22 protein-coding genes are annotated in these 24,831 nt (G+C 64.5%); 17 read left to right on the forward strand and 5 right to left on the reverse strand.

The genetic code is table 11. From position 1 onward, the window contains the following. Positions 1-62: 62 nt before the first annotated feature. The 12 genes from AB7245_RS19305 to AB7245_RS19360 all read left to right on the forward strand — a co-directional run bounded on the left by AB7245_RS19305 (position 63) and on the right by AB7245_RS19360 (position 11,541). Positions 63-1,376, forward strand: coding sequence for an ABC transporter substrate-binding protein (locus tag AB7245_RS19305; protein ID WP_063983848.1), 1,314 nt, complete (start codon positions 63-65; stop codon positions 1,374-1,376). A 67-nt stretch (positions 1,377-1,443) separates the two neighbouring features. Beyond that, the gene (locus tag AB7245_RS19310) at positions 1,444-2,391 is read left to right on the forward strand and encodes a carbohydrate ABC transporter permease (protein ID WP_063983847.1); all 948 of its coding nucleotides are present in this window, start codon (positions 1,444-1,446) and stop codon (positions 2,389-2,391) included. A gap of 2 nt (positions 2,392-2,393) precedes the next feature. After that, the gene (locus AB7245_RS19315; RefSeq protein WP_041957744.1) at positions 2,394-3,269 is read left to right on the forward strand and encodes a carbohydrate ABC transporter permease; all 876 of its coding nucleotides are present in this window, start codon (positions 2,394-2,396) and stop codon (positions 3,267-3,269) included. Positions 3,270-3,348: 79 nt separating this feature from the next. Continuing rightward, positions 3,349-4,335, forward strand: a complete 987-nt coding sequence (gene denD / locus AB7245_RS19320; protein ID WP_071914932.1) for a D-erythronate dehydrogenase — start codon at positions 3,349-3,351, stop codon at positions 4,333-4,335. A 29-nt stretch (positions 4,336-4,364) separates the two neighbouring features. Further along, on the forward strand, positions 4,365-5,351 hold the full coding sequence (locus AB7245_RS19325; RefSeq protein WP_439034660.1) for a sugar kinase: 987 nt from the start codon (positions 4,365-4,367) through the stop codon (positions 5,349-5,351). A gap of 13 nt (positions 5,352-5,364) precedes the next feature. Further along, positions 5,365-6,015: a bifunctional 4-hydroxy-2-oxoglutarate aldolase/2-dehydro-3-deoxy-phosphogluconate aldolase gene (eda, locus tag AB7245_RS19330; protein WP_439034661.1), complete on the forward strand. Its 651-nt coding sequence runs from the start codon at positions 5,365-5,367 to the stop codon at positions 6,013-6,015. Between the two features lie 57 nt (positions 6,016-6,072). Beyond that, entirely contained in the window at positions 6,073-7,242 is a 1,170-nt protein-coding gene (locus AB7245_RS19335; protein WP_063983845.1) for an acetyl-CoA acetyltransferase, read from the forward strand. A gap of 123 nt (positions 7,243-7,365) precedes the next feature. Then, entirely contained in the window at positions 7,366-7,572 is a 207-nt protein-coding gene (locus tag AB7245_RS19340) for a hypothetical protein (protein ID WP_014495977.1), read from the forward strand. A 119-nt stretch (positions 7,573-7,691) separates the two neighbouring features. Beyond that, on the forward strand, positions 7,692-8,894 hold the full coding sequence (locus tag AB7245_RS19345) for a CaiB/BaiF CoA transferase family protein (RefSeq protein ID WP_208086259.1): 1,203 nt from the start codon (positions 7,692-7,694) through the stop codon (positions 8,892-8,894). 124 nt (positions 8,895-9,018) lie between these two features. Continuing rightward, on the forward strand, positions 9,019-10,011 hold the full coding sequence (locus tag AB7245_RS19350) for an OmpA family protein (protein WP_439034662.1): 993 nt from the start codon (positions 9,019-9,021) through the stop codon (positions 10,009-10,011). Between the two features lie 37 nt (positions 10,012-10,048). Continuing rightward, positions 10,049-11,185, forward strand: a complete 1,137-nt coding sequence (locus AB7245_RS19355; protein ID WP_439034663.1) for a thiolase family protein — start codon at positions 10,049-10,051, stop codon at positions 11,183-11,185. Then, complete coding sequence (locus AB7245_RS19360; protein ID WP_439034664.1) at positions 11,182-11,541, forward strand: Zn-ribbon domain-containing OB-fold protein; 360 nt, start codon at positions 11,182-11,184, stop codon at positions 11,539-11,541. The genes AB7245_RS19355 and AB7245_RS19360 overlap by 4 nt, the downstream gene beginning before the upstream one ends. A gap of 448 nt (positions 11,542-11,989) precedes the next feature. Here the strand turns inward: AB7245_RS19360 and AB7245_RS19365 are convergent, their stop codons facing one another. Continuing rightward, positions 11,990-12,733 (reverse strand): FadR/GntR family transcriptional regulator, encoded by a 744-nt coding sequence (locus tag AB7245_RS19365; protein ID WP_225005018.1) that lies wholly within the window; start codon positions 12,731-12,733, stop codon positions 11,990-11,992. Positions 12,734-12,872: 139 nt separating this feature from the next. On the opposite strand from AB7245_RS19365, the gene AB7245_RS19370 reads away from it, so the two are divergent. The 5 genes from AB7245_RS19370 (at position 12,873) to AB7245_RS19390 (ending at position 19,092) form a co-directional block, all read left to right on the forward strand. Further along, positions 12,873-14,264: an aspartate aminotransferase family protein gene (locus AB7245_RS19370; RefSeq protein ID WP_439034665.1), complete on the forward strand. Its 1,392-nt coding sequence runs from the start codon at positions 12,873-12,875 to the stop codon at positions 14,262-14,264. Positions 14,265-14,284: 20 nt separating this feature from the next. Continuing rightward, positions 14,285-15,889, forward strand: coding sequence for an ABC transporter substrate-binding protein (locus AB7245_RS19375; RefSeq protein WP_439034666.1), 1,605 nt, complete (start codon positions 14,285-14,287; stop codon positions 15,887-15,889). Between the two features lie 13 nt (positions 15,890-15,902). Continuing rightward, complete coding sequence (locus AB7245_RS19380; protein WP_439034667.1) at positions 15,903-18,140, forward strand: N,N-dimethylformamidase beta subunit family domain-containing protein; 2,238 nt, start codon at positions 15,903-15,905, stop codon at positions 18,138-18,140. Between the two features lie 95 nt (positions 18,141-18,235). Further along, positions 18,236-18,763, forward strand: coding sequence for a carboxymuconolactone decarboxylase family protein (locus tag AB7245_RS19385; protein ID WP_439034668.1), 528 nt, complete (start codon positions 18,236-18,238; stop codon positions 18,761-18,763). A gap of 26 nt (positions 18,764-18,789) precedes the next feature. Beyond that, positions 18,790-19,092 carry a nucleoside triphosphate pyrophosphohydrolase family protein gene (locus AB7245_RS19390; protein WP_014495972.1) on the forward strand — a complete coding sequence of 101 codons (303 nt, stop codon included), beginning with the start codon at positions 18,790-18,792 and terminating at the stop codon, positions 19,090-19,092. 15 nt (positions 19,093-19,107) lie between these two features. Here AB7245_RS19390 and glsA read toward each other — a convergent pair whose 3' ends face one another. From glsA to AB7245_RS19410, 4 genes are all read right to left on the reverse strand, one after another. Continuing rightward, complete coding sequence (glsA, locus tag AB7245_RS19395) at positions 19,108-20,955, reverse strand: glutaminase A (protein ID WP_439034669.1); 1,848 nt, start codon at positions 20,953-20,955, stop codon at positions 19,108-19,110. Positions 20,956-20,977: 22 nt separating this feature from the next. Beyond that, entirely contained in the window at positions 20,978-23,176 is a 2,199-nt protein-coding gene (locus tag AB7245_RS19400) for a TRAP transporter permease (RefSeq protein ID WP_439034670.1), read from the reverse strand. Positions 23,177-23,218: 42 nt separating this feature from the next. Then, positions 23,219-24,382 (reverse strand): TAXI family TRAP transporter solute-binding subunit, encoded by a 1,164-nt coding sequence (locus AB7245_RS19405; RefSeq protein ID WP_439034671.1) that lies wholly within the window; start codon positions 24,380-24,382, stop codon positions 23,219-23,221. Between the two features lie 167 nt (positions 24,383-24,549). Further along, on the reverse strand, positions 24,550-24,771 hold the full coding sequence (locus tag AB7245_RS19410) for a biotin/lipoyl-containing protein (RefSeq protein ID WP_014495968.1): 222 nt from the start codon (positions 24,769-24,771) through the stop codon (positions 24,550-24,552). Positions 24,772-24,831 lie beyond the last annotated feature (60 nt).

Here is a 24,831-nt window from a genome sequence, read left to right on the forward strand (position 1 = left end):
AGGATTGCCCAACGACTGTTCAAGAACGACCCAATATAAATATAAAATTCAGGGAGAGAACGATGAGCAATTTCGACAGGCGAAGTGTGCTTAAGGCCGGCCTGGGCGGCGCAGCGTTGCTGGCCGGCCCGGGCATCGTGCCGGTCCGGGCCGCGGAGTGGACCAACACGCCCGAACCGAACGCGTCCATCCGCGTCTTGCGCTGGAAGCAGTTCATCCAGGCCGAGTTCGACAAGTTCGCCGAGCAGACCAAGAAGTTCTCCGAGAAGACCGGCGTCAAGATCAAGCTCGAGGCCGAGAGCTGGGAAGACATCCGTCCCAAGGCCGCGGTGGCCGCCAATGTCGGCGCCGGCCCCGACCTCATCATCGGCACGCTCGACGATCCCCACAAATTCCCGGAAAAGCTGATCGATATGACTGATGTCGCCGACTATCTCGGCGCGCAGTATGGCGGGTGGTATCCGGTTGCCGAACGTTATGGCAAGAAGGGCAACAGCTGGATCGCCATTCCGCAGGGCGCGACCGGCGGCTGCCTGAACTACCGCATCAGCCACGTGAAGGCTGCGGGCTTCGAGGAATTCCCCAAGGACACCGCCGGCTTCCTCAAGCTCTGCCAGGCGTTGAAGAAGAACAACACGCCGGCCGGCTTCGCGCTCGGCCATGCCACGGGCGATGCCAATGGCTGGTGCCAGTGGGCGCTCTGGGCGTTCGGCGGCAAGGTCGTCAACGACAAGAACGAGGTCGTGATCGACTCCCCGGAGACGGTCGCCGCGCTCGAATACGTCAAGCAGCTCTACGAGACCTTCATCCCGGGCGTGCTGTCGTGGAATGACTCGAACAACAACAAGGCGTTCCTGAACGGCGAACTCAGCCTGACGCTGAACGGCATCTCGATCTGGACCGTCGGCAAGAACTCCACCGATGCGAAGCAGCAGGAGATCGCCAAGGACATGAACCACGCGCCGATGCCGATCGGCCCCGTGGGCGTGTCGACCGAGCAGCAGAACGTGCTGGTCTACTACGGCTACAAGCACTCGAAGTATCCCAAGGCGGTCAAGGAATTCATCAAGTTCATGATGGACAAGGAGAACTACGACGCCTGGGAGGTCGCTTCCAACGGCTACGTGTCGCCGCCGCTGCCGGCCTACAACGACAACCCGGTGTGGACGTCGGATCCGAAGATCACCCCGTATCGCGACTGCCTGAAGCGCTGCCGCGACAACGGCTTTGCCGGCGATCTCGGCTATGCCTCCGCCGCGGTGATGGGCGACTTCGTCGTCGTCGACATGTTCGCGGAAGCAGCCTCCGGCTCGGCGACGCCGAAGCAGGCGGCGGCGCGCGCCGCCGAGCGCGCCAAGCGTTACTACCAGGTCTGATCAACGCCAATCCGCGCGGCGTCCGGTTCGCCGGACGCCGTGACTTTTCTCCCGAGGGGAATCCGACATGGCAGTCATGGCCGAGTCCGCTGTCGCGCAGGTCAAGCGCGCCAGCCTCTGGACCAGAGCATTCGAGAGCCGGAATTGGCTCGGCGCGATGTTCATGGTGCCGGCGATCGCGATCCTCATCCTGTTTCTGGCTTATCCGCTGGCGCTGGGCTTCTGGCTCGGCATGACCGACACCAAGATCGGCGGGGCCGGGCGCTATATCGGCTTTGCGAACTTCGTCTCGCTCTCCAAGGATTCGGTGTTCTGGCTCTCGGTCTTCAACACCATCTTCTATACGTTCACCGCGAGCATCGTGAAATTCGCCATCGGCCTTTACCTCGCGCTGCTGCTCAACGAGCGGCTGCCGTTCAAGTCGATGATTCGCGCCATCGTGCTGCTGCCCTTCGTGGTGCCGACGGTGCTGTCCGCGATCGCGTTCTGGTGGATCTATGACAGCCAGTTCTCGATCATCTCCTGGGTGCTGATCAAGGCCGGCCTGATCACGCGCTACATCGACTTCCTCGGCGATCCCTGGAATGCGCGCTTGTCGGTCGTCGCCGCCAACATCTGGCGTGGCGTGCCCTTTGTGGCGATCACGCTGCTGGCGGGATTGCAGACGATTTCGCCCTCGCTCTACGAGGCGGCCAATCTCGATGGCGCCACCAACATGCAGCGCTTCCGCCACATCACGCTGCCGATGCTGTCGCCGATCATCGCGGTCGTGATGACATTCTCGGTGCTGATGACGTTCACCGACTTCCAGCTGATCTACACCATCACGCGGGGCGGGCCGATCAATGCCACGCATCTGATGGCGACGCTGTCGTTCCAGCGCGCCATCACCGGCGGCAATCTCGGGGAGGGCGCAGCGATCTCGAACGCGATGATCCCGTTCCTGGTCGCAGCGATCCTGCTCAGCTTCTTCGGGCTTCAGCGCTCCCGCTGGCAGCAGGGCGGGAGGGACTGACCATGAGCACCGCAGACGACCAAAGCGTCGGAATGGATTATCTTGAGAGCTTCCCGCGGAAGTTCTTGCGGGTGTACTTTCCGCTCGGCCTGATCATCTTCTTCCTGCTGTTCCCGTTCTATTGGATGGCGGTCGCGACGTTCAAGCCGGACGCGGAGATGTACGATTACGAGAAGTACAATCCGTTCTGGATCGTGAATCCGACCATTGAGCACATCAAGAAGCTGTTGGTCGAAACCGACTATCCGCTCTGGATGTGGAACACCGTGATCGTCTCGGTGTCCTCCACCTTCATCTCGCTGTTCGCCAGCGTGTGCGCCGCCTACGCGATCGAACGTCTCCGCTACAGGGGCTCGCGCTATGTGGGGCTAGCGATCTTCCTCGGCTATCTCGTGCCGCCCTCGATCCTGTTCATTCCGCTGGCGGCGATCGTGTTCCAGCTCGGCCTGTTCGATGGCAATCTGGCGCTGATCCTGACCTATCCGACCTTCCTGATCCCGTTCTGCACCTGGCTCCTGATGGGCTATTTCCGCACCATTCCCTACGAGCTCGAGGAATGCGCGCTGATCGACGGTGCGACGCGGCTCCAGATCCTGGTCAAGATCACGCTGCCGCTATCGCTCCCGGGGGTCATCTCGGCCGGCATCTTCGCCTTCACGTTGTCCTGGAACGAGTTCATCTACGCGCTGACCTTCATCTCCTCGTCGGAGAACAAGACGATTCCCGTCGGCGCCATCACCGAGCTCGTCAGCGGCGACGTCTACCATTGGGGCGCGCTGATGGCGGCGGCCCTGATCGGCTCGGTCCCCGTAGTTATCCTTTATTCCTTCTTCGTGGAGTACTATGTGTCGGCGATGACCGGCGCCGTGAAGGAATGATCGCGGGGCCTGCCTTGAGAGCGTGCCAGGAGAACGTGTCAGGAGCGGCGCGCTCCGGCCAATAAGAAGGAGTAGGCTCTTGCACATTCTGGTTCTGGGCGCCGCCGGCATGGTCGGCCGTAAATTGTGTGAACGGCTGTTGCGCGACGGCCGGCTCGGCAAGAGCGACATCACCAAGCTGACCATGCACGACGTGGTCGAGCCCAAGAAGCCGGAAAAGGCCGGTTTCCCCGTCGAGACCGTGTCAGGCGATTTCGCCGTGCCGGGCGCAGCCGAAAAGCTGATCGCGGGCCGCCCCGACGTGATCTTCCATCTCGCCGCGATCGTCTCCGGCGAAGCCGAGCTCGATTTCGACAAGGGCTACCGCATCAATCTCGACGGCACGCGGATGCTGCTCGATGCCGTCAGGCTCGTCGGCGGCGGCTACAAGCCGCGCGTGGTCTTCACTTCGTCAATCGCGGTGTTCGGTGCGCCGTTCCCGGATGCGATCGGCGACGAGTTCTTCCACACCCCGCTGCTCAGCTACGGCACCCAGAAGGCGATCGGTGAATTGCTGCTTGCCGACTATTCGCGCCGTGGCTTCCTCGACGGCATCGGCATCCGCCTGCCGACCATCTGCATCCGGCCCGGCCTGCCCAACAAGGCGGCATCGGGCTTCTTCTCCAACATCCTGCGCGAGCCGCTGGCCGGCAAGGAAGCGATCCTCCCGGTCTCCGAGGACGTCCGCCACTGGCACGCCACGCCGCGTTCGGCCGTCGGCTTCCTGCTCCATGCCGGCACCATGGATCTCGCCAAGGTCGGCCCGCGCCGCAACCTGACGATGCCCGGCTTCTCGGCCACGGTCGGCGAACAGATCGCCGCGCTCAAGCGGGTGGCCGGCGACAAAGTCGCCGCGCGCATCAAGCACGAGCTGGATCCGTTCATCGTCGGCATCGTCGGCGGCTGGCCGCGCAATTTCGAGGCGAAGCGGGCGCGCGAGCTCGGCTTCACTACCGAAGAAAAGACTTTTGACGACATCATCCGCATTCACATCGAAGACGAGCTCGGCGGCAACTTCGTCGCCTGATCGAACCGATGAACAGCGTGGATATGACGATGGCGAGCGTTGCTTGCATCGGTGAATGCATGGTCGAGCTCCGGCAGGCCCAGGGTGGACAGTCCGCTGGACAGTCCAGCGGGCATGGCCAGGGCGGCGGCCTGTATTCGCGCGGCTTCGGTGGCGACACCCTCAACACGGCGGTGTATCTGGCGCGGCTCGAGGTCAAGGTCGACTATCTCACCGCACTCGGCGACGATGCCCTGAGCGACGAGATGATCGCGGCCTGGAATGCGGAGGGCGTCGGGACCCGCCGCGTCTCCCGGCTACCGGGCAAGCTGCCCGGCCTCTACATGATCCAGACGGATGCGAAGGGCGAGCGCCAGTTCTTCCACTGGCGCGACAGTGCGGCGGCGCGCCAATTGATGAGCCTGCCGGAGACGGACGAGCTGCTCAATTCGCTGATGAGCTACGACATCGTCTATCTCTCGGCGATCACGCTCTCGATCTACGATGCGCCCGGACGCGAGCGCCTGTTCGCGGCGATCAAGCGGGCGCGCCTGCTCGGCACCCGCTTCGTGTTCGACACCAATTTCCGCGCGCGGGGATGGCCGGACCGCGATGTCGCCCGCGAGGTCTTTGCCACGGCATTTGCAACCGCCGACATCGTGCTGACCTCGACCGAGGATCTGCTCGCGCTCTATCCCGGCGAGAGCCATGACCAGCTGATGGCGCGCATCCCGAGCCCCGAGCTGGTGTTCCGGCTGGCCGAGCCGGTCAGCCTGCTGCGCTTTCCCGGCGGCACCAGCGAGGTCCGCGCCGAACCGATGACCAAGCCGGTCGTTGACACCACAGCGGCGGGCGACAGCTTTGCCGCGGCCTATATCGCGGCCCGGCTCGGCGGCTCCGATCCGGTCGAGGCGGCCCAGGCCGGGCACCGCCTCGCCAGCCTCGTGATCTGCTATGCCGGCGCCATTATTCCGGGCTATGCCATGCCGCCGAAGAAGCGGCACCGGCCGGCGACCACGCGTCAGGCGACCAAGTGAAACGAAAGCCAAGATGACCACGACTGCCCAACAGAACCATCTCGTCGCGCTGTTCAAGGCCGCGACCGTCATTCCTGTCCTCACCATCGAGCGTATCCAGGATGCCGTGCCGCTGGCGAAAGCGCTGGTTGCCGGCGGCGTCCGCACGCTGGAGGTGACCATGCGCACCCCCGTTGCGATCGAGGCGGCGAGGGCGATGATGGCCGAGGTGCCCGAGGCGGTCGTCGGCATCGGCACGATCCTCAATCCGGCCGATTTCGTCCGCGTCGAGAAGCTCGGCGTCGCGTTCGGCATCAGCCCGGGCCTGACCCCCGATCTCCTGAAGGTCGCCGCCGACAGCTCCTTGCCGTTTGCCCCGGGCATTGCCACGGCGTCCGAACTGATGCTGGCGCTGTCCTACGGCTTGGACGTCGCAAAATTCTTCCCGGCCGAGCAGGCCGGCGGCATCAAGGGCCTGCGCGCGCTGGGCGGGCCGTTCCCGAATGTGCGGTTCTGCCCGACCGGCGGTGTGGGCGAGGCCAATGCGGCGACCTGGCTCGCCGAGCCCAACGTGGTCGCGGTCGGCGGTTCCTGGCTATGCCCGACGGCGGAGATCAAGGCCGGGAACTGGGCCGGCATAACTGCCATCTGCCAGCGCACCCTCAAGGCCCTGAAAGCCGCGTGAAGTCTTGCGGTTGGTGGGCTAAGACTTAGGTCAGTAAGAGACCCCAGGGAGATGACCATGACCGCCAGCATCGTCGGATGGGCGCATACGCCGTTCGGCAAGTTCGACACCGAGACCGTCGAAAGCCTCGTCACCCGCGTGGCCAACGAGGCGATGGCCGATGCCGGCATTTCCGCGTCCGACGTCGACGAGATCGTGCTCGGCCATTTCAACGCCGGTTTCTCGCCGCAGGATTTTACCGCCTCGCTGGTGCTCCAGGCCGACCCGAAGCTGCGCTTCAAGCCGACGACCCGCGTCGAGAACGCCTGCGCCACCGGCTCCGCCGCGGTCCATCAGGGCCTGCGTGCGATCGACGCAGGCGCGGCCAGGATCGTGCTCGTCGTCGGCGTCGAGCAGATGACCCGCACCCCGGGGCCCGAGATCGGCAAGAACCTGCTCAAGGCATCCTATCTGCCGGAAGACGGCGACACCGTCGGCGGCTTCGCCGGCGTGTTCGGCAAGATCGCCAGCTCCTATTTCCAGAAATACGGCGACCAGTCCGATGCGCTGGCGCTGATCGCGGCCAAGAACCACAAGAACGGCGTCGCCAACCCCTTCGCCCAGATGCGCAAGGACTTTGGCTTCGAGTTCTGCCGCGCCGAGAGCGAGAAGAACCCCTACGTCGCGGGTCCACTGAAGCGTACCGACTGCTCGCTGGTCTCCGACGGCGCCGCGGCGCTGGTGCTGGCCGACGCCGAGACCGCCAAGGGCATGAGCAAGTCGATCGGCTTCCGCGCCACCGCGCACGCCCAGGACTTTTTGCCGATGTCCAAGCGCGACATCCTCCAGTTCGAGGGCTGCACGGTCGCTTGGCAGCGCGCGCTGGAGAAGGCGGGCGTTGCGCTCACCGATCTCTCCTTCGTCGAGACCCATGACTGCTTCACGGTCGCCGAGCTGATCGAGTACGAAGCGATGGGCCTGACGCCGAAGGGACAGGGCGCCCGCGCCATCAAGGAAGGCTGGACGCTCAAGGACGGCAAGCTGCCGGTCAATCCGTCCGGCGGGTTGAAGGCCAAGGGCCATCCGATCGGCGCCACCGGCGTCTCCATGCACGTGATGACCGCGATGCAGCTCGCTGGCCAGGCGCCCGAGGGCATGCAGCTCAAGAACGCCAAGCTTGGCGGCATCTTCAACATGGGCGGCGCAGCGGTCGCGAATTACGTTTCCGTGCTGGAGCCGCTGAAGTAAGTTCTCGTAGGGTGGGCAAAGGCGCGTTTGCGCCGTGCCCACCTTTTTGTTGCGCTAGATCATGGTGGGCACGCTACGCTTTGCCCATCCTGCGGCTCTTCATTGATTGGCAGGGAATGCATCATGGGCAATGATTACGAAGACTCGCTGTCGATAGACGCACTCAACGATCGCATCGCGATCCTCGAGGACAATATCCGGCAGCTCATCGAGCAGGCCGCTGCCGCCTCCGGCGAGCAGAACGAGTCGCGCATCGCCGACCGGATCAACCAGCAGAACGATGAGCTCGACCGCCTCATCAAGATCCGCGAATCCCGCCAGAAGAAATAGCGGCCGCGGCACCGCGCATGCGGCCATACCCCGGCCGCCCTTGCGCGTGCGGCGTCGCTGCCCTTAGCTGGACCGAAATCGCAGGGCCAGGTTGAGCCCGCGCAATCGGGAGCGAACGGATGGGGCCGCTGAAGGGCATCAAGGTCGTGGATATGACCACCGTGCTGATGGGTCCCTATGCGACCCAGATGCTCGGCGATTACGGTGCCGACGTGATCAAGGTGGAATCGCTCGACGGCGACGTCACCCGCCTGATCGGTCCGATGCGCCATGCCGGCATGGGCCCGGTGTTCCTCAACACCAACCGCAGCAAGCGCTCGATCTGTCTCGATCTGAAGAAGCCCGCCGGCCGAGAGGCCGTGCTGCGGCTGCTGAAGGACGCCGACGTTCTCGTCTACAATGTCCGCCCGCAGGCGATGGCGCGGCTTCAGCTCGGCTACGACGTCGTCTCCGCAATCAACCCGCGTCTCGTCTACGCCGGCGTGTTCGGCTTCGGCCAGGACGGGCCCTACGCGGCAAAACCCGCCTATGACGATTTGATCCAGGGCGCGACCGCGCTCCCCGCCTTGATGGCGCAGACGGGTGATGGCGTGCCGCGCTATGTGCCCAACGCGCTGGTCGACCGCATCGTCGGTCTCACTGCGGTCGGCGCGATCTGCGCCAGCCTCGTGCATCGGGATCGCACCGGCCGCGGCCAGCGCGTCGACATCCCGATGTTCGAGACCATGGCCGGCTTCGTCATGGGCGACCACATGGGCGGGCTCACCTACGAGCCGCCGCTCGACAAGGGCGGCTATGCCCGCCACCTCTCGCGCGACCGCCGGCCCTACAAGACCTCGGACGGCTATCTCAGCGTCATCGTCTACAACGACAAGCAGTGGGAGAACTTCTTCAAGGCAACGAGCCGCGACGATCTGCGCGCCGACCCCAAATTCGCGACCTTCGCCGGCCGTGCCGCCAATATCGACGTCGTCTATGCCGAGCTCGCGCGCATCTTCGAGACCCGCACCACGGCCGAGTGGATCGACCTGCTGACCAAGGCCGATGTGCCCGTGATGCCGATGCACGACCTCGCGTCGATCCTGCACGACGAGCATCTGGAAGCCACCGGCTTCTTCCCGGTCGTGAACCATCCGACCGAAGGCCCGATCCGCAGCATGAAGGTGACGGCGACCTGGTCAGAGACGGAGGCGGAGCCGGTGCGGCTCGCGCCGCGGCTCAACGAGCACGGCGCGGAGATTCTGCGCGAGGTCGGCTACTCCCCGGACGAAATCGCCGCCATGGTGCGCGACGGTGTCACCGGGGCTATTGCCGGCCAGTAGGGATTGGCTATGTCGATTCGTGCTCTGCGGCGGCGCAGTCGTGAAAATGTATCCATTGTTGGACAAGATCCCTGGGCCTGCATCAAGCTCCCGTCGCTCCCCAAACTCGTAAACGGACCTTCTCATGATCGTCTTCACCCGTCTGCTCATGATCGCGTGCAGCATCGTGCTCGCGCCTGCCGTCGCTCGTGCTGCGATGCCGGCCGATGCGCCCGATGCCCGCGACCACGCGCTGATCAGTCGCTATGCCGGCTCCTGGCTGGTGGCGCAGGACGTCCAAGGCTTCGACCAGGTCGGGATGCCGCGGGGGAGCCAGAATGGTGAGGTCGTGAAAGTCGAGGGCCGTGTCACTCGCTTGTTCTACCTTGCCCCGGCCGGCAAATCGGCGCTGGAGGTTCAGCGCAACTACGAGCAGGCGTTGGAGCGCGCTGGCGCGGCCAGGCAGGATAGCTGCGCCGAGGACTGCGGGGCACGGGACTTCGGCCAGCTTCGCAGGCTGCCGGCTAACCCGTCGCTGCCAAAGGCCCAGCTTGAAGGGTGGACCCCCATCACCTTGCTCCAGCAATGGCAGGAACCCGGGACCGAGCGCTACTGGTACGGGACCGTGAACGCATCCGGTGCAATGCTGCATGTCGCGATTGTCACGGGGAAGCCAGGAACGGTCGCACTGTCCGGCAAGTACGTGGCCACCATCGTGGAGATCGTCGAGGCCAAGGCGATGGAGTCCGACAAGGTGGTGGTGGACGTGAAGGCCCTGACGAAGGGCTTGCAGGCCGAGGGCAAGGTGGCGCTGTACGGCCTGTACTTCGATACGGGAAAATCCGTCATCAAGCCGGAGTCGAAAGCTCAACTCGACCAGATGGCACAGTTGCTCCAGTCCGATGGATCTCTCAAGGTCCATATTGTCGGGCACACCGACAACCAGGGCGCGCTGGACGCCAACCTGGCCCTGTCGAAAGCACGGGCGCAAACGGTCGTGGATGCCCTGGCGACGACGTACAAGGTCGATCCGAAGCGGCTGTCGGCGGCCGGCGTCGCCAGCTATGCGCCGCTCGGTAACAACGCAACCGACGTGGGCCGTGCGCGGAACCGCCGGGTAGAGATGGTGTTGCAGTAGCGCGCCGCTACCAGATCGCAGGAGCACGAACGTCACCATGAGCTTCATCACCGGCGTCGGCCTCACACCTTACGGCAAGCACGAGGGCTCATCCTCGCTCGACCTGATGAGCCGGGCCGCGCAAGCCGCGCTCGACGACGCCGGCCTCAAGCGTGCCGAGATCGACGGCATCCTCTGCGGCTACTCCACCGTCTCGCCGCACATCATGCTGGCGACCGTCTTCGCCGAGCATTTTGGCATCCGCCCGTCCTACGCGCATGCCGTGCAGGTCGGCGGCGCCACTGGTCTCGCGATGACGATGCTGGCCCATCACCTCGTCGAGGCGGGTGTCGCGCGCAACGTCCTCGTCGTCGCCGGTGAGAACCGGCTCACCGGGCAGAGCCGCGACGCTTCGATCCAGGCGCTGGCGCAGGTCGGTCATCCCGACTACGAGGTGCCGCTCGGCCCGACCATTCCCGCCTATTACGGCCTGGTCGCCACCCGCTACATGCACGAATACGGCGTGACGGAAGAGGACCTCGCCGAATTCGCCGTGCTGATGCGCGCGCATGCCTGCACCCATCCCGGCGCACAATTCCACGATCCCATCACGGTCGCCGATGTCATGGCGTCCAAGCCGGTGGCGATGCCGCTCAAGCTGCTGGACTGCTGCCCGGTGTCAGACGGCGGCGCGGCCTTCGTCATCAGCGGTGAGCGGACCGGCGAGGCGGGTGTGCGCATCCGCGGCTGCGCCCAGGCGCATACCCATCAGCACGTGACGGCCGCGCCCGCGCTCAGCGAGCTCGGTGCTGAAATCTCCATCGCCCGCGCCAAGGAGGCCACAGGCCTTGCGATCTCCGACGTGCGCTACGCCGCGATCTACGACAGCTTTACGATCACGCTCGCCATGCTGCTGGAAGACCTCGGCCTTGCCGGCCGCGGCGAGGCGGCTGCGCGCGTGCGATCAGGTCATTTCAGCCGCGACGGCGCGATGCCGCTCAACACCCATGGCGGCCTGCTCAGCTATGGCCATTGCGGCGTCGGCGGCGCCATGGCGCATCTGGTCGAGGCGCATTTGCAGATGACGGGGCGGGCGGCTCACCGCCAGGTGCGCGATGCCTCGATCGCGCTGCTGCACGGCGACGGCGGCGTGCTGTCGTCCCACGTGAGTATGTTTCTGGAGCGCGTGCGATGAGCGAACGAATCGCGGACTGGACCAAGGGTGAGCAGGCCATCACCTTTCAGACCTGCGGCGCATGCGGCCATGTGCAGTATTTCCATCGCGCCTTCTGCGCGGCCTGCGGCGCGCCCGATCCGCGCGATGCGCGCGCCAGCGGCAAGGGCAGGGTCTACGCGACCTCGCTGGTCTGCCGCGCCGCCACGCCCGAGACTCGTGCGCACGTGCCCTACAACATCCTGCTGGTCGATTGCGCCGAGGGATTTCGCATGATGGCGCACGGCGAGACGAATCTAGCTATCGGCGATGAGGTCACCGCGAGCTTCCCGACGTTCGCCGGCAAGCTCGTGCCGTTTTTCAGCAAAAGGGAATAGTAGGATTCGTCATTCGGGGGCGGTCCGAGGGACCGAGCCTGGAACGGGATTCTGGGCCTGGCTTGTGCGAGAGCCACCCCGGAATGACGAAAACACTCTACGCAACTCTTTTGCTAACGCCCGTAGAACAAGATGCTGGCGATGACGAGCATCGCCGTCACCGCCAGCATGTGCGCGAGCGCTCCCGAGGCCGCCCCCTTGGTGGCTTCCTTCATGCCTATTCTCCCTAGACTTGGGCGTGACTCATCGTTGCGCGCACTGCGCACCCGACGGTCAATTGTTTTTACTCGGAACACCCCTTGCGAGTATTCACCGTGATTTGTCCCCACACGGTGAATATCGACTGTGCCAAGGTCGATCAGCAATGCGGCGGCATTTTGACTCGATGATGTTGCTGTTGCGGTAGCGAAGCACAGGGTTTGCGGCAACTTTCTTCAATCGCGACGAATCATCGGATTTTCCCGCGAGAATTCGCGGGTTTCTTTGTGGCCATCGATTTGGCCTTCGAAGCCTCCATCAGCGCATCCCTGATGTTGGTGAGGTGACGCGTCATGGCGTGGCTCGCCTTGCGCGGGTTCCTCGCTTGAACGGCTTCGAAGATGGCCTCGTGATCCCTGCGCCACATGGGCCGGTAGTCCTCCATCTGCATGTGGTTGTGAATCTCCTGCCAGATACCGGACTCGGTCTGTGCGCGCCACAGCGAGTCGCTGATCGACACCAGCGCGCCGTTCCCGGTCGCCTCGGCCAGCACCATGTGGAAGCGGTGGTCCGACGTGTCGGCCTCGCGTCCCTGCGCATGTTCCCAGCGCATCATCGCGAGCGCTTCGGCGAGCTGCGCGAAGGCGGCCTCGGAGCCGCGCTGCGCCGCGATCGCCGCGATCTGCGGTTCGATCAGCTGGCGCGCCTCCAGGTTCTCGAATGGCCCAAAACCTTCGAGCACGTGCACGTCAGGTGCCTCCTGACGACTGATCACATAGACGCCGCTGTTACTGCGCACCTTCAGCATGCCGGCCATCGCCAGCGACAGGATGGCCTCGCGCACCGTCGGCCTCGACACGCCAAACGTCTTCGCGAGATCGCGCTCTGCCGGCAGGCGCTGGCCGATCCGGTAACTCGCCTGGATCATCGCAGCAATGCGCCGGGCAACGATCTCGAAGCTGCGTTCAGGCTTGGACGGGGGATCGTGCAACATCTTCGTGCTCATCAGTCCTTTTTTTGAGTTTGACAAGCTGCCGCTCGAAAGCCAAGCTGGTCAGACCAATTTGGACTGACCAGTTTCGCGCGACCGGGGTTGGGAATACTCTGTCGGTGGGACGATGGAGGCTGCGCGCGTGTTCGACAGCAAGCCGAATTCAGCCGAGGCGCGTGACATCGCGTTCCATCTGCACTCGCAGACCAACCCCCAGCGACATGCAGAAATCGGACCGCTGATCATGGCGCGCGGCGAGGGCGTCCATGTCTTTGACGCGAACGGCAAGCGTTATCTGGAAGCGATGGCCGGGCTCTGGTGTACCTCGCTCGGCTTTTCCGAGACGCGCCTGAAAGCGGCAGCAGCGGCGGCCTACGACAAATTCGGCTTCTATCACAGCTTCAATCACAAGACGCCGGACAACACGATCGACCTCGCCGAGAAGCTGGTCGAGATCTCGCCGATCCCGGATGCTCAAGCATATTTCGCAACGTCAGGCTCGGAAGCCACCGAGACGATGGTGAAGCTCGCCTGGGTGTATCACGCGGTTCACGGCAAGCCCGGAAAGCGCAAGATCATCGCCCGCGATCGCGGGTTCCATGGCTCGACGATCGTTGCAGCTTCGATGTGCGGTCTGCCCCGCATGCACCGCGAATTCGGTCTTCCGCTCGAAGGCTTCCTGCACACGCATTGCCCGGATGCCTATCGCGGCACGAGGCCCGGTGAGAGCGAGGCGGCGTTTGTCGGCCGGCTCGCAGCCGATCTCGAAGCAATGATCATGGCCGAGGGACCCGATACGATCGCAGCCTTCATCGCCGAGCCGATCAACGCCGGCGGCGGCATCGTCGTGCCGCCGAAGGGATATTTCGCTGAGATCGAGGCGGTGCTGCGCCGTCACGACATCCTGGTGCTTGGTGACGAGGTGGTCTGCGGCTTCGGCCGCACCGGCAACTGGTTCGGCTGCCAGACGGTCGGCATGAAGCCGGACATGGTGGCGCTCGCCAAGGGCATCACCTCGTCCTATTTCCCGATGTCGGCCGTGTTGCTGGGCCGTCCGATCCGGGACGCGCTCAGCGAGATGAACAAGGGCGGCGAGCTGTTCGGCCACGGTTTCACCAATTCCGGGCACCCGGTTGGCGCGGCGATCGCGCTCGAAACGCTGAAGATCTATCACGAGATGGATGTGGTGCCGCACGTCCGCCGCATGGGCTCGAGGCTCCGCGCCGGACTGGAGCAGATCGCGCGGGATTCGCGCATCGTCGGCCAGGTGAGGGGCGAGGGACTGATGATCGGGGTCGAGCTGGTCGCGGACCCCGCGACGCGGCAGGCCTTCGATCCCGCGCTGAAGGTCGGCGCGATGTTCGATGCGCTCGCAATCGAGAATGGCCTGATCATCCGCGCGATGGGCGACACGATCGGGTTCTGTCCGCCGCTGATCATCGACGAAGCCGGAGTTGACGAGGCGCTCGACCTGTTCGCGCGGACCTTGCTCAGCGCCGAAGCCAAGCTTGCCGAGACACGTCCATCTGCGTAACCCCTTGAGGAGACCATAGCATGCGCCGTCGAGACCTGCTCCGATCCACACTGGGCGCCGGTCTCGGCGTCGCCCTGGGCTCGAGTCTTGCGATGCCGCGGCTGGCCCGCGCGCAAGGTTCGCGCGTGCTGCGCTTCGTGCCGCAGGCCGATGCGGCTATCCTCGATCCGATGATCACGACCGGCCTCGTCAACCGCAACCATGGCTTCCTGATCTGGGACACGCTCTACGGCGTCGATGAGAAATTCCAGGTTCAGCCGCAGATGGTCGCCGGCCATACCGTCGAGAACGACGGCAAGCTCTGGACGATGACGTTGCGCGACGGCTTGAAATTCCACGACGGAGAGTCCGTACGCGGGCGCGATGTGGTGGCGAGCCTGAAACGTTGGGCCGCGCGCGATGCCTTCGGCAATTCGCTCTTCAATTTGGTGGACGAACTCTCGGCGCCTGACGACAAGACCGTGCGCTGGCGTCTGAAGTCACCGTTTCCGCTGTTGCCGGAAGCGCTCGGCAAGGTCGGTGCCATCATCGCCTTCATCATGCCGGAACGTCTTGCGCAGACCGATAGCGTCACGCCGGTCAAGGAGCTGATCGGTTCCGGTCCGTTCAAATTCCAGGCCGATCAGCACGTGCCCGGCGCGCGGCTGGTCTACACGCGTTTCGATGGCTACGTGCCGCGCCCCGAGGGGACGCCGAGCCTGCTCGCCGGTCCGAAGATCGCGCATTTCGACCGGGTCGAGTGGCAGGTCATCCCGGACCCCGCGACGGCCGCGGCTGCGCTTCAGCAGGGCGAGATCGACTGGTGGGATCAGCCCATCGTCGACCTGTTGCCGAAGCTGAAGGGCAACAAGACGCTGACCGTCGAACTGCTCGACCCCATCGGTAATGTCGGCGTGCTGCGCTTCAACCATACGCAGCCGCCGTTCGACAACCCGGCCATCCGCCGCGCGGTGCTCTCCGCCATCAGCCAGAAGGAATTCATGTCCGCGGTTGCGGGCGACGACACCAGTCTCTGGCGCGACAGGGTCGGCTTCTTCGCGCCCGGCGGCATCATGGCGAACGATGCCGGCATGGACGCGCTGAACGGCCCCCGGGATATCGCCGCCGCGGCCAAAGCCATCAAGGACGCCGGCTACAAAGGCGAGAAAGTGCTGCTGATGGCGCCGGGCGATTTCCCTGTCATCGGGCAGATGAGCGAAGTCGCGGCCGATCTGTTCCGCAAGCTCGGTCTCAATGTCGACTACGCGGCGATGGACTGGGGCTCGATGCTGCGGCGCATGGGCAACCGCGAGACACCGGACAAGGGCGGATATAGCGCCTTCTGCACTTATTCTGCGGGCGTCACGCAGCTGAACCCCTCGGCGCATAACTTCATCCGCGGCAGCGGTGACAAGGCGACCTTCGGCTGGGCAAAGAGCGAGAAGCTGGAGCAGCTCCGGGATGCCTGGTTCGCCGCGCCCGATGCCGCCACGCAGACGAAGATTGGCGTCGAGATGCAGAAGCAGTGCTTCATCGATGTTCCCTATGTTCCGCTTGGTGTCTTCTATCAGCCGACGGCTTACAAGAAGAGCCTGACGGGCATGCTCAAGGGCCTGCCGTTGTTCTGGAACGTGCGCGGCGCCTGAAGAGGGATTTTCGATGCTTCCGATCACCGGTTATGCGGACCGCTGGAGCGTGCGCTCCGGCGACGACATCAACTTCATGATTGCGGTCAAGGGCGGCGGCCGCTATTCGGCGCGGATCGCCCGCATCATCTGTGGCGACCCGAATCCCAGGGGACCAGGCTATCGCGAGATTCCGGTCAAGTGGGACCTGGAAGGCCAGCACGATGGCATCGAGCAGACCATCGCCAAGGGCTCATGGGTCGATGTATCAGCACTGGCGCTGCCGGCGGGCCCGATCGCCTTTGCCGCGACTGTCTGGCCGACCTTGCTCGCCGCGGGCAAACAGGCCGTGCTGAACTGGGCGGGTACCGGCGGCTCGCTGACGCTCGGCGTCGGCGCAACCGGCGCTTTCGCCCGGCTCGTGACCGGCGAGGGCACCATCGAGGTCGAGGCCGGCATCGCGCTCACCGAGCGGGCGTGGCACGACATCGCGTGCGTGTTCGACCCGGCAACCGGATCGTTGGCGATCGCACAGGCACCTCGCAAGATCAGGCTCGATCGCGACGAGCGCGCGACGAAATCGCTGAGCGCGCCAAAGGCCGCGTTGGCCGGCACGGGGGCGGCGGCGATTGCAGCGGAGCGCGCAGGCCGGGGCGTAGTCCACCATTTCAACGGCAAGATCGAGCGGCCGCGCATCACCGATGGCAGCACCGGCCTTGACGGCACCATCGCCGTGCAGGCTTCTGGAACGGCGGCTCCGTCCATCGCCGAATGGGATTTTTCCATCGGCATTCCGACCGACTCCGCGACCGATATCGGCGCTGCCAAGGCGCACGGCACCTGCATCAATTTGCCGACGCGAGCGATGACGGGGTCGCGCTGGACCGGCGGCGTGACGCATCGCTGGACAGAAGAACCCAAGCTCTGGGGTGCGATCCATTTCCACGACGACGATATCGGCGATTCCGGCTGGCAGCCGTCGCTGACCTTCACCGTGCCGGAGGACTGGAAGAGCGGCGTCTACGCACTGCATCTCGAAAAGGATGGCACGCGCGACAACATCGTCTTCTATGTCCGCGCCCGGATACCGGGATCGCAGGCCAAGGTGGCTTTTCTCGCGCCGACCTTCAGTTACACGGTCTACAGCCAGTATCAGAAGAAGGGCAGGCAAGCCCTGATCACGGAGCGCTCGCTGGCCTGGGGCGCGCTGGCGCAGGCGCCGGACGGTCATCCCGAGTACGGCGTCTCGCCCTACAACTTCCACTCTGACGGCAGCGGCGTGGTGATGTCGACGATGCGCCGGCCGCTGATCGACAAGCGTGTGAACCAGATCCATCTGGTCGATCCCAGCGACTACGGTTCCGGCCTCTACTGGATCTCCGCCGACAGCGCCATCACCGATCTGCTGACCCGCAAGGGTATCGACTTCGAAGTCATCACCGATCACGACGTCCATGCCGAAGGCGTCGATCTGCTGTCGAAATATTCTGTGGTTCTGACCGGGCAGCATCCGGAATATCACACCCATGAGACGCTCGACGCGCTCGGCGCCTATCTCGGCAATGGCGGCCGCCTCATGTATCTCGGCGGCAACGGCTTCTACTGGAAAGTGGTGCCGCATGCGACAGGCACCTGGGCTTTCGAGCTGCGCCGCGCCGAGGGCGGCATCCGGCTCTGGGAAACGCTGCCCGGCGAGAGCTATCACGCGTTCGACGGGTCCTATGGCGGCCTCTGGCGGCGGCTCGGCCGCCCGCCGCAGGCGCTGGTCGGCGTCGGCTTCAGCACGCAAGGGGAGTATATGGGTTTCCCCTACACCTTCCTCGATGGCATTCTCGATTCCCGCGTCGCCTTCATGCGCGAGGGGATCGAGGATCTGGCGAAGCCCGGTGCCAAGCTTGGCGAGCGCGGCTTCATGGGCGGCGGCGCAGCGGGTCACGAGCTGGATCGGGCGGACACGCGCCTTGGCACCCCGCATCATGCGATCATCGTCGGCCGCGCAGTTCTCACTGATCCGACCTATCAGCCCGTCAACGAAGAGCGCTACGACCATACCTGGCCGGCATCGCGCGAGGACATCATCCGCTCCGACCTGACCTTTTTCGAGACGCCGAATGGCGGTGCGGTGTTCTCCGTCGGCTCGATGAATTTCATCGGCGCGTTGCCGGTCGACGGCTACAACAACGTGGCAGCCCTGCTGGTGACCAACATCGTCAGGCGCTTCGCCGATTCGACGCCATTCCCGGTGCCGAAGGCCCCCGCACAAGGGGGATGACCTCACGCGACGATGTTGCTCTTGGGCCGGTGCGAGAATACTCTTGGGACCTCTGCTCGAACAAACGACAACAAGATCAAGACCCAAGGTGACTGATGGCCCGCATCAACTACAGCGACCCGATCAAGGCGTCCGACCGCACCCGCGAAATTCTCGATAAGAACCGCAACGCTAACATCTTCCGCATGATGGCGCACTCGCCGAGCTATTTTGAGCAGTATTGCCGGCTCGGCGGAGCCATCCGCCACAAGGGCGAGCTCGATCCCATCGTGCGCGAGCTCGCAATCACCCGCACCGGCATTTTGTGCGAGGCGCCGTATGAGATCGTCGCGCACAAGCGCATCGGCAAGAATGTCGGCGTCACCGACGAGCAGAACGAAGCGCTGGAGAATTGGCAGGCCGCGACCTGTTTCAATGAGGTGCAGCGCGCCGCACTCGCGTTCACCGACGAGATCGTGAAGCTGAAGAAGCCGACGGATGCGACGTTCAAGGCGATCGCATCGAAGCTGACACCGGCCGCGCTGGTCGAGCTCCAGCTTTCGGTCGGCTTCTACGTCATGACGTCGAAATTTCTGGAGACTTTTGAAATCGACCTTCAGCCCGTCACGGAAGTGGTGGGCTGATCCAAAAACTGTGGCGAGGTTTGCCGATGACGATCGATGAATACGCGGTCTGGGCCGCGAGCATTGCGAAAGTCGATGAGCATCCGTCCAACGAGCGGCTGTCCTATCTCGGGCTCGGCCTCGCCGGCGAATCCGGCGAGGTCGCCGACCACATCAAGAAGCTGCTGCGCGATGACTGGCTCGACAAGGCGGGCCTCGTCGATGAGCTCGGCGACGTCATCTACTACTGGGCTTGCCTGTGCGCCGCGACCGGCCAGCAGCCGTCCGAATTGCTCAAGGCGAGCGCGGCCAAGATCAAGCGACGGCTGAGCGAAGCCGCGAGCCGCTGACCCGGATCAGCGTGCTCACGTCGACGTCAGAATGTCGACCTTGGCATTGGCGACGATCAGGCGGTCGGCGAGGAGCTGCGCCAGATTGCGCATGATGCGCTCGGAGGCCCTCGGGTGCTGCTTGCGGAAGCGCTCGAAATCCTTCAGCGGCACCTCGAATGCGGTCGCTGCCATGTCCGCGAAAACATCGGCCGAACGCGTCGGCTCCAGCAGCGCCATCTCGCCGAAGGCCATGCCGGCGGTCAGCGTCGCCAGCCGCACGCCGTCGGGCAGGGTGACATGCACGGCGCCGCTGCGCAGGAAGAACAGGAAATCGGCGGGGTCGCCTGTCGTGATGATCTTTTCCCCGGATGGAAAGGTCCGGATCGTGCAGATCGAGGCGAGGTCGGTCAGCTCTTCCTCGCTCATGCCTGATAGCAGCGGCTGTTCGGCAAGCTCGGTGGTCTCGTGGAAATCGATCGAGCCGCCGTAGCGGTAGACGATCTGGTCTTCCGCCCATTCGATCGCGGTGTCGAGCAAATAGAAGTCGCGGACGTTCTTCAGCTCCGCCGTCCATTCTCGCAGGCTGTCCCATTCCTTCGACGCACGCCTGACCCCCGACAGTACGACGGTCACGTTCAGCGCCGCCAGCTCCTCGAACGCCTCGGCAACGAGCCGCGCCCCGGCGCGCGTGGTGGAGGTGACGCGGTGGAGATCGAAGATCACGATTTGCGGCCGCGGCTGTCCGGCCAGCCGGCGCGAGACATAGTCGACCGCCGACAGCGACAGCGTGCCGACCAGCTCGATGACCCGCACCTCCTGCTCATGCCCGGCCAGAATCTCGCGCTCCTGCGGCCGGCGCACGCGCCGCGACGGGCTCTTGCCGATGTCGTAATCGGCGATGACGGCGTTGCGGGCGTCGTCGCTGCGGTTGAGCATGTGCAGGTCGTAATGCGCGGACAGCGCCTCGCAGACCTTGATGCCGCGCACGCTGTTGCCGTGCTTGTCGAGCTTCGGCGAATAGCTGCCGAGCCCGAGCCGGGCGGGGAGTGCGGCCAGAATGCCGCCGCCGACGCCGCTCTTGGCGGGGATGCCGATCCGGTAGATCCACTCGCCGGCGTAGTCGTACATCCCCGACGACGTCATCACCGACAGCGTGCGCGAGATGGCGTAGGGCGTCAGCACCTGCTCGCCCGTGACCGGATTGACGCCGCGATTGGCGAGCGTCGCCGCCATCACCGCGATGTCGCGCGCCGTGACCAGCACCGCGCATTGGCGGAAATAGACGTCGAGCACGCCGGCGACATTGTCCGAGATCACCGCATTGGTCTTGAGGAGGTAGCCGATGGCGCGGTTGCGGTCGCCGGTCTGGCTCTCCGAGCTGTAAACGGCCTCGTCCACGGCGAGATCGCGCCCCGCAAAACGGCTGAGCGCGAGCCGGATCTGCTCGAAGGCGTCCGGGCCCTTGCTGTCATAGATCAGCCCGGTGCAGGCGATCGCGCCGGCATTGACCATCGGGTTGAACGGATGGTTGTCGGAATTGAGCCGGATCGAGTTGAAGGGATCGCCCGAGGGCTCGACGCCGATCGCACTCTCGACGCGGCCGGCGCCCAGGAGGTCCAGCGCCAGCGCGAACACGAACGGCTTTGACATCGACTGGATGGTGAAGGGCACCCGGCTGTCGCCGACCTCGTAGACGTGGCCGTCCAGGGTCGCGAGGCTGATGCCAAAATGGGCAGGGTCGGCCTTGCCCAGCTCGGGGATGTAGTCGGCGACGGCGCCGGAGGTCTCGGCCGAGAATTCGTTGAGACAATTGCCCAGAAACCGCAGCAAAGGCGGCTTCGAGCGGGTCCAGGCGGAGGCGGCAGGCGAGTGGGTTGTCATCGCCTGTCTTTGTGCAACGCAATCAGGGTACGCGCAACCCGTCCGGCACCACGGCCTGCCGCCGGACCAGCACCAGGGCGATCAAGACCGTGGGCACGAGGATCGCGAGGCCCAGCAGCGTGACCTGCATCTGCGACAGCGGCATGATCCCGCCGCCGGGGGTGGCCACGACGAAGCCGCCGATCACCAGCAGCACCCGCAAAGGCCACTCCATCAGGCCCGCGCCGCGAAGGTCGCCGACAAAAGCCTGGTAGCCCTGGATGCCGCCGCAGATGAAGACGATGCCGAAGCAGGCAAGTCCGGTCAGCCCGAATGCCTCCAGATACGGGTTGCTGCCCTGAAGCAGCAGCGCCGGATTGAGCACGAAGAAGAACGGGATGAAATAGATGATGCTGCCGACCCACATGCTCTCCCAGCCCGTCTTCATCGCGGGCGCGCCGGCGATGCCCGCCGCCGCGAAGGAGGCGATCGCCACCGGCGGCGTGATCGAGGACAGCATGCCCCAGTAGAAGATGAACATGTGCACGGCCATCTTGTTCAGCCCGAGCTTCTCCAGCGCCGGCGCCACCAGAATGGCCAGGAAGATGTAGCAGGAGGTCGTGGTCAGCCCGAGCCCGAGGATCAGGCTGGTGATGGCGCACATGATCAGCAGCAGGAAGGCATCGCCCCCGGCGATGCTGAGCAGGTCGTTAGCAAGGCTCGAGATCACGCCGGTGAGCGAGAAGGCGCCGATCAGCAGGCCACAGCCGGCGAGGATCGCGATCAGCTCGACGAAGGTCTTGCCGTTGAGTTCGAGGAAATGCAGCCAGCGCGCGCCGCCCCAGTTCTTGCCGGGGAAGAATTCGTTCAGCGCGGCCAGCAGGCACATGCCCCACAGCGCGGCGTTGAGCACGCCGAACCAGAACATCGCAGCCGTTGCCGCGATCGAACCGGCGAGCACCAGCGTATTCCCGAGCCTCCAGCGCGCCGGCCCGGACCATTGATGCAGGATCACGAGCAGCACGGAGGCATAGAACGGCGCGTGGCTCTCGCGCTTGAAGTACAGCAGCATCACCACGAGCACGACGATCACGAAGAGATAATACCAGCCCTCTTTGAAAGCGTCCCAGAAGCGCGGCAGCTCGGCGCGCGGCAGGCCCTTCAGCTTGTGGCGCGCGGCATAGGCGTCGACCTGCGCGAATAGGCCGACATAATAGAGGATCGAGGGAATGGTCGCGGCGAGCGCGACGTCGGCATAGCCGGTGTTCATGAACTGCGCCATGACGAAGGCGGTGGCGCCCAGCACCGGCGGGGCCAGCACGGCGCCGGTCGAGGCGCAGGCCTCGATCGCGCCGGAATAGGACGGCGTGAACCCCGTCTTCTTCATCGCGGGGATCGTCATCGTTCCGGCGGTCAGAACATTGGAGACGATGCTGCCGCCGACGGTGCCGAGCAGGCCGGAGGCGAACACGCAGACTTTTGCCGCGCCGCCGCGGAAGGTGCCGCACATCGCGAAGGCGATGTTGATGAAGAATTTGCCGGCGCCCGTCATCATCAGCGCGGTGCCGAAGACGAGGAAGCCGATCACGGTGTCGGCGAAGGCCTGGATCGGAATCCCGAGCAGGCTCTCACCGGAGAGCATGTGATAGGACGTGGTCTGCTGCAGCGTCGATTGCGTGCCGCGGAACGGCCCGAGCCAAGAGGAATCCGCAAACAGCGGATAGAGCGTGAAGGGCAATACGCTGAGCAGCAAGCTCCAGCCGCCGGTGCGCCGCAGCGCCTCCATCAGCACGAACCACATCACGAGTCCGGCGGCGATGACGCTGCCAGGCGCGCCATCGAACTCCCAGCCGAATTGCGCGGCCTTGCGGATGTTGAGCATCAGCCAGATCGCCGAACCGAAGGTCGCCGCGAACAGCAGCAGGTCATACCAGGGGATGCGGTCGAGCGGCGCCTTCTCCGATCCCGGAAAGATCAGGAAGGTGAATGGCAGCATCAACGCGATCAGCAGGTAGAAATATTCGGTGTTGAGCTGCGTGTAGTCGATGAAGAACCGCAGCGAGAATTGCTGGTTCACACACAACAGAATGGTGGCCGCGGTGGCCGCCATCAACACCCAGCGCCACGCGCCCTTCAATGTGCGGACGCGCGTGACCTCGGCTTCCTGCAAGTCGGCGGCGGCGCTGAGATGCGGATCTGCGAACTCAACCTTCGTCGCCGGCGCTGCCGCAGTCTCTGACATCGGCGCTCTCCTCAAACAGTTCTGCGGCAGGCAGCTTGACGGTCAGTCAAACCCGTTCGGCATGTCGGCCTTGGCCAGCGCCGTGGCGCGCGCCTTCATCCAGCCCTCAAGGAAGGCCTTTTCGTCCGACGGCGGATTGGACTTGCCGTAATCCGCCCATGCCGCGCCAAGCACTTCCTGTCGCTTGAACAGCTTGTTGTTGTGGGCGTCCTGAGCGTCAGACCATTGCCCGGCTTCTTTCAAGGCCTTCACCGCGCCGGGATGCACGGGCACCACCCAGTTCTTGGTCTGCCGGTCGGCGGCGAGCCCGCCGGCGCCGGGCGCGGAGTCCTTGTAGGCGTCGTAGTTGACGGTCATCGCCTTGGTCATCGCATAGACCTGGTCGGGGGCTTGCGAGGCATAGGCGACGAAGATCGGATAGGGGTAGTTGCCGAGCTCGATCGGCTTGTCCGGGGTGATGCCGGCACCGCAGGTTGCGGTCTGCGGGAAGAAGAACGAGCCGACCTTCTGCATCCGCGCCCAGCCTTCCTTGTCCTTGGCGGGCAGCGGCGGCCAGACCAGACCGCGCGGCGAGGTCTCGGCTTCCTTGGCGGGGCCGGTGATGGTGGTGCCGAAGGCGGCGTCGGTGTCGTTGTTGATCAGGCCCTTCCACATCGCGCCGTAGCTCGCGAACTCGACGACCTTGACATCCTTCTGCGTCAGGCCTGCGAAGGCGAGCACCGCGAGCGAGTTCTGGTTCAGCGCGGGCGAGCCGACCACGAAGCCGACGCGCTTGCCTTTCAGGTCTTTCAGATCTTTCACGCCGCTATCGGCTGCGACCCCAAGCGAACCGCAATTGCAATCGACGCTCGATAGCATGATCTGGAGCGGCTGCGGGCCCCATTCCTTCGAGCCGAACTCGAACACGCCTTCCTGCGCGAAATAGGTGCCCGATCCCATCGCGGATGACGCCGCGCGCTTGGCGCGCAATGGTGCAAGCCGCGCGACGTCGTTGCCTGCGGGCAGCACGCGCACATCGGTGCCGTATTTGTCCTTCATCATTTTGCCGACGCCGACCGCGATGTTGAAGCCGGCGGTGCCGGTGTCATAGGCGGTGAACGTCAATGTCGCCGGCAGCTTGATGTCTTCGGCGATTGCATAGCGTGTAGACGCAAAAGAAATGCCCGCAACCAAGGCAGGCGCGAGCATGGTCAGCCCACGAAGCATGTTTCCCTCCAATGATCCTCGCGTTTGCCGCGAAGAGTTTCATTCTTTGTTTGAAACAGATTTTTGTTTGAAACAGATCATGTCATCGCGATCAGGCGATGGCAACGCCGTACCGCGAACGCGGCGATGAGGCAGACAGATTGTCGCGGAAGCCACGGATAATGCAGTCAGTTCGCGACGATCGCGATCGCCTGTCCTTCGGCGACGACATCGTCGAGCTTGACGAGCAGCGATGTGATCGTGCCGCTCGCGGGCGAGGGCACAGGTATCTCCATCTTCATGGCCTCGACGACTACAACGTCATCGCCATCAGCGACGGTTCCTCCAACTTGCACGGGAGTTGCGCAGATGCGACCCGCGACCTCCGTGACGATCTTAATTTCTGGCATGCCATCGCCTTTTTGTTGTCGTCGCAAAATGCCTGAGGTAGCGTCGTCTGCAAGTGGAAT

It is taken from the genome of Bradyrhizobium sp. 604_D8_N2_3 (genome assembly GCF_051810765.1).
Lineage (GTDB): Bacteria > Pseudomonadota > Alphaproteobacteria > Rhizobiales > Xanthobacteraceae > Bradyrhizobium > Bradyrhizobium barranii.

Coding starts and splice junctions, on each gene's coding strand:
- AB7245_RS19315 (WP_041957744.1), top strand. CDS start 2,394: ATGAGCACCGCAGACGACCAAAGCGTCGGAATGGATTATCTTGAGAGC.
- AB7245_RS19410 (WP_014495968.1), bottom strand. CDS start 24,771: ATGCCAGAAATTAAGATCGTCACGGAGGTCGCGGGTCGCATCTGCGCA.
- AB7245_RS19325 (WP_439034660.1), top strand. CDS start 4,365: ATGGCGAGCGTTGCTTGCATCGGTGAATGCATGGTCGAGCTCCGGCAG.
- AB7245_RS19360 (WP_439034664.1), top strand. CDS start 11,182: ATGAGCGAACGAATCGCGGACTGGACCAAGGGTGAGCAGGCCATCACC.
- AB7245_RS19365 (WP_225005018.1), bottom strand. CDS start 12,733: ATGTTGCACGATCCCCCGTCCAAGCCTGAACGCAGCTTCGAGATCGTT.
- eda (WP_439034661.1), top strand. CDS start 5,365: ATGACCACGACTGCCCAACAGAACCATCTCGTCGCGCTGTTCAAGGCC.
- AB7245_RS19340 (WP_014495977.1), top strand. CDS start 7,366: ATGGGCAATGATTACGAAGACTCGCTGTCGATAGACGCACTCAACGAT.
- AB7245_RS19355 (WP_439034663.1), top strand. CDS start 10,049: ATGAGCTTCATCACCGGCGTCGGCCTCACACCTTACGGCAAGCACGAG.
- AB7245_RS19335 (WP_063983845.1), top strand. CDS start 6,073: ATGACCGCCAGCATCGTCGGATGGGCGCATACGCCGTTCGGCAAGTTC.
- AB7245_RS19350 (WP_439034662.1), top strand. CDS start 9,019: ATGATCGTCTTCACCCGTCTGCTCATGATCGCGTGCAGCATCGTGCTC.
- AB7245_RS19405 (WP_439034671.1), bottom strand. CDS start 24,382: ATGCTTCGTGGGCTGACCATGCTCGCGCCTGCCTTGGTTGCGGGCATT.
- AB7245_RS19305 (WP_063983848.1), top strand. CDS start 63: ATGAGCAATTTCGACAGGCGAAGTGTGCTTAAGGCCGGCCTGGGCGGC.
- AB7245_RS19380 (WP_439034667.1), top strand. CDS start 15,903: ATGCTTCCGATCACCGGTTATGCGGACCGCTGGAGCGTGCGCTCCGGC.
- AB7245_RS19375 (WP_439034666.1), top strand. CDS start 14,285: ATGCGCCGTCGAGACCTGCTCCGATCCACACTGGGCGCCGGTCTCGGC.
- AB7245_RS19400 (WP_439034670.1), bottom strand. CDS start 23,176: ATGTCAGAGACTGCGGCAGCGCCGGCGACGAAGGTTGAGTTCGCAGAT.
- AB7245_RS19390 (WP_014495972.1), top strand. CDS start 18,790: ATGACGATCGATGAATACGCGGTCTGGGCCGCGAGCATTGCGAAAGTC.
- AB7245_RS19385 (WP_439034668.1), top strand. CDS start 18,236: ATGGCCCGCATCAACTACAGCGACCCGATCAAGGCGTCCGACCGCACC.
- AB7245_RS19345 (WP_208086259.1), top strand. CDS start 7,692: ATGGGGCCGCTGAAGGGCATCAAGGTCGTGGATATGACCACCGTGCTG.
- AB7245_RS19310 (WP_063983847.1), top strand. CDS start 1,444: ATGGCAGTCATGGCCGAGTCCGCTGTCGCGCAGGTCAAGCGCGCCAGC.
- glsA (WP_439034669.1), bottom strand. CDS start 20,955: ATGACAACCCACTCGCCTGCCGCCTCCGCCTGGACCCGCTCGAAGCCG.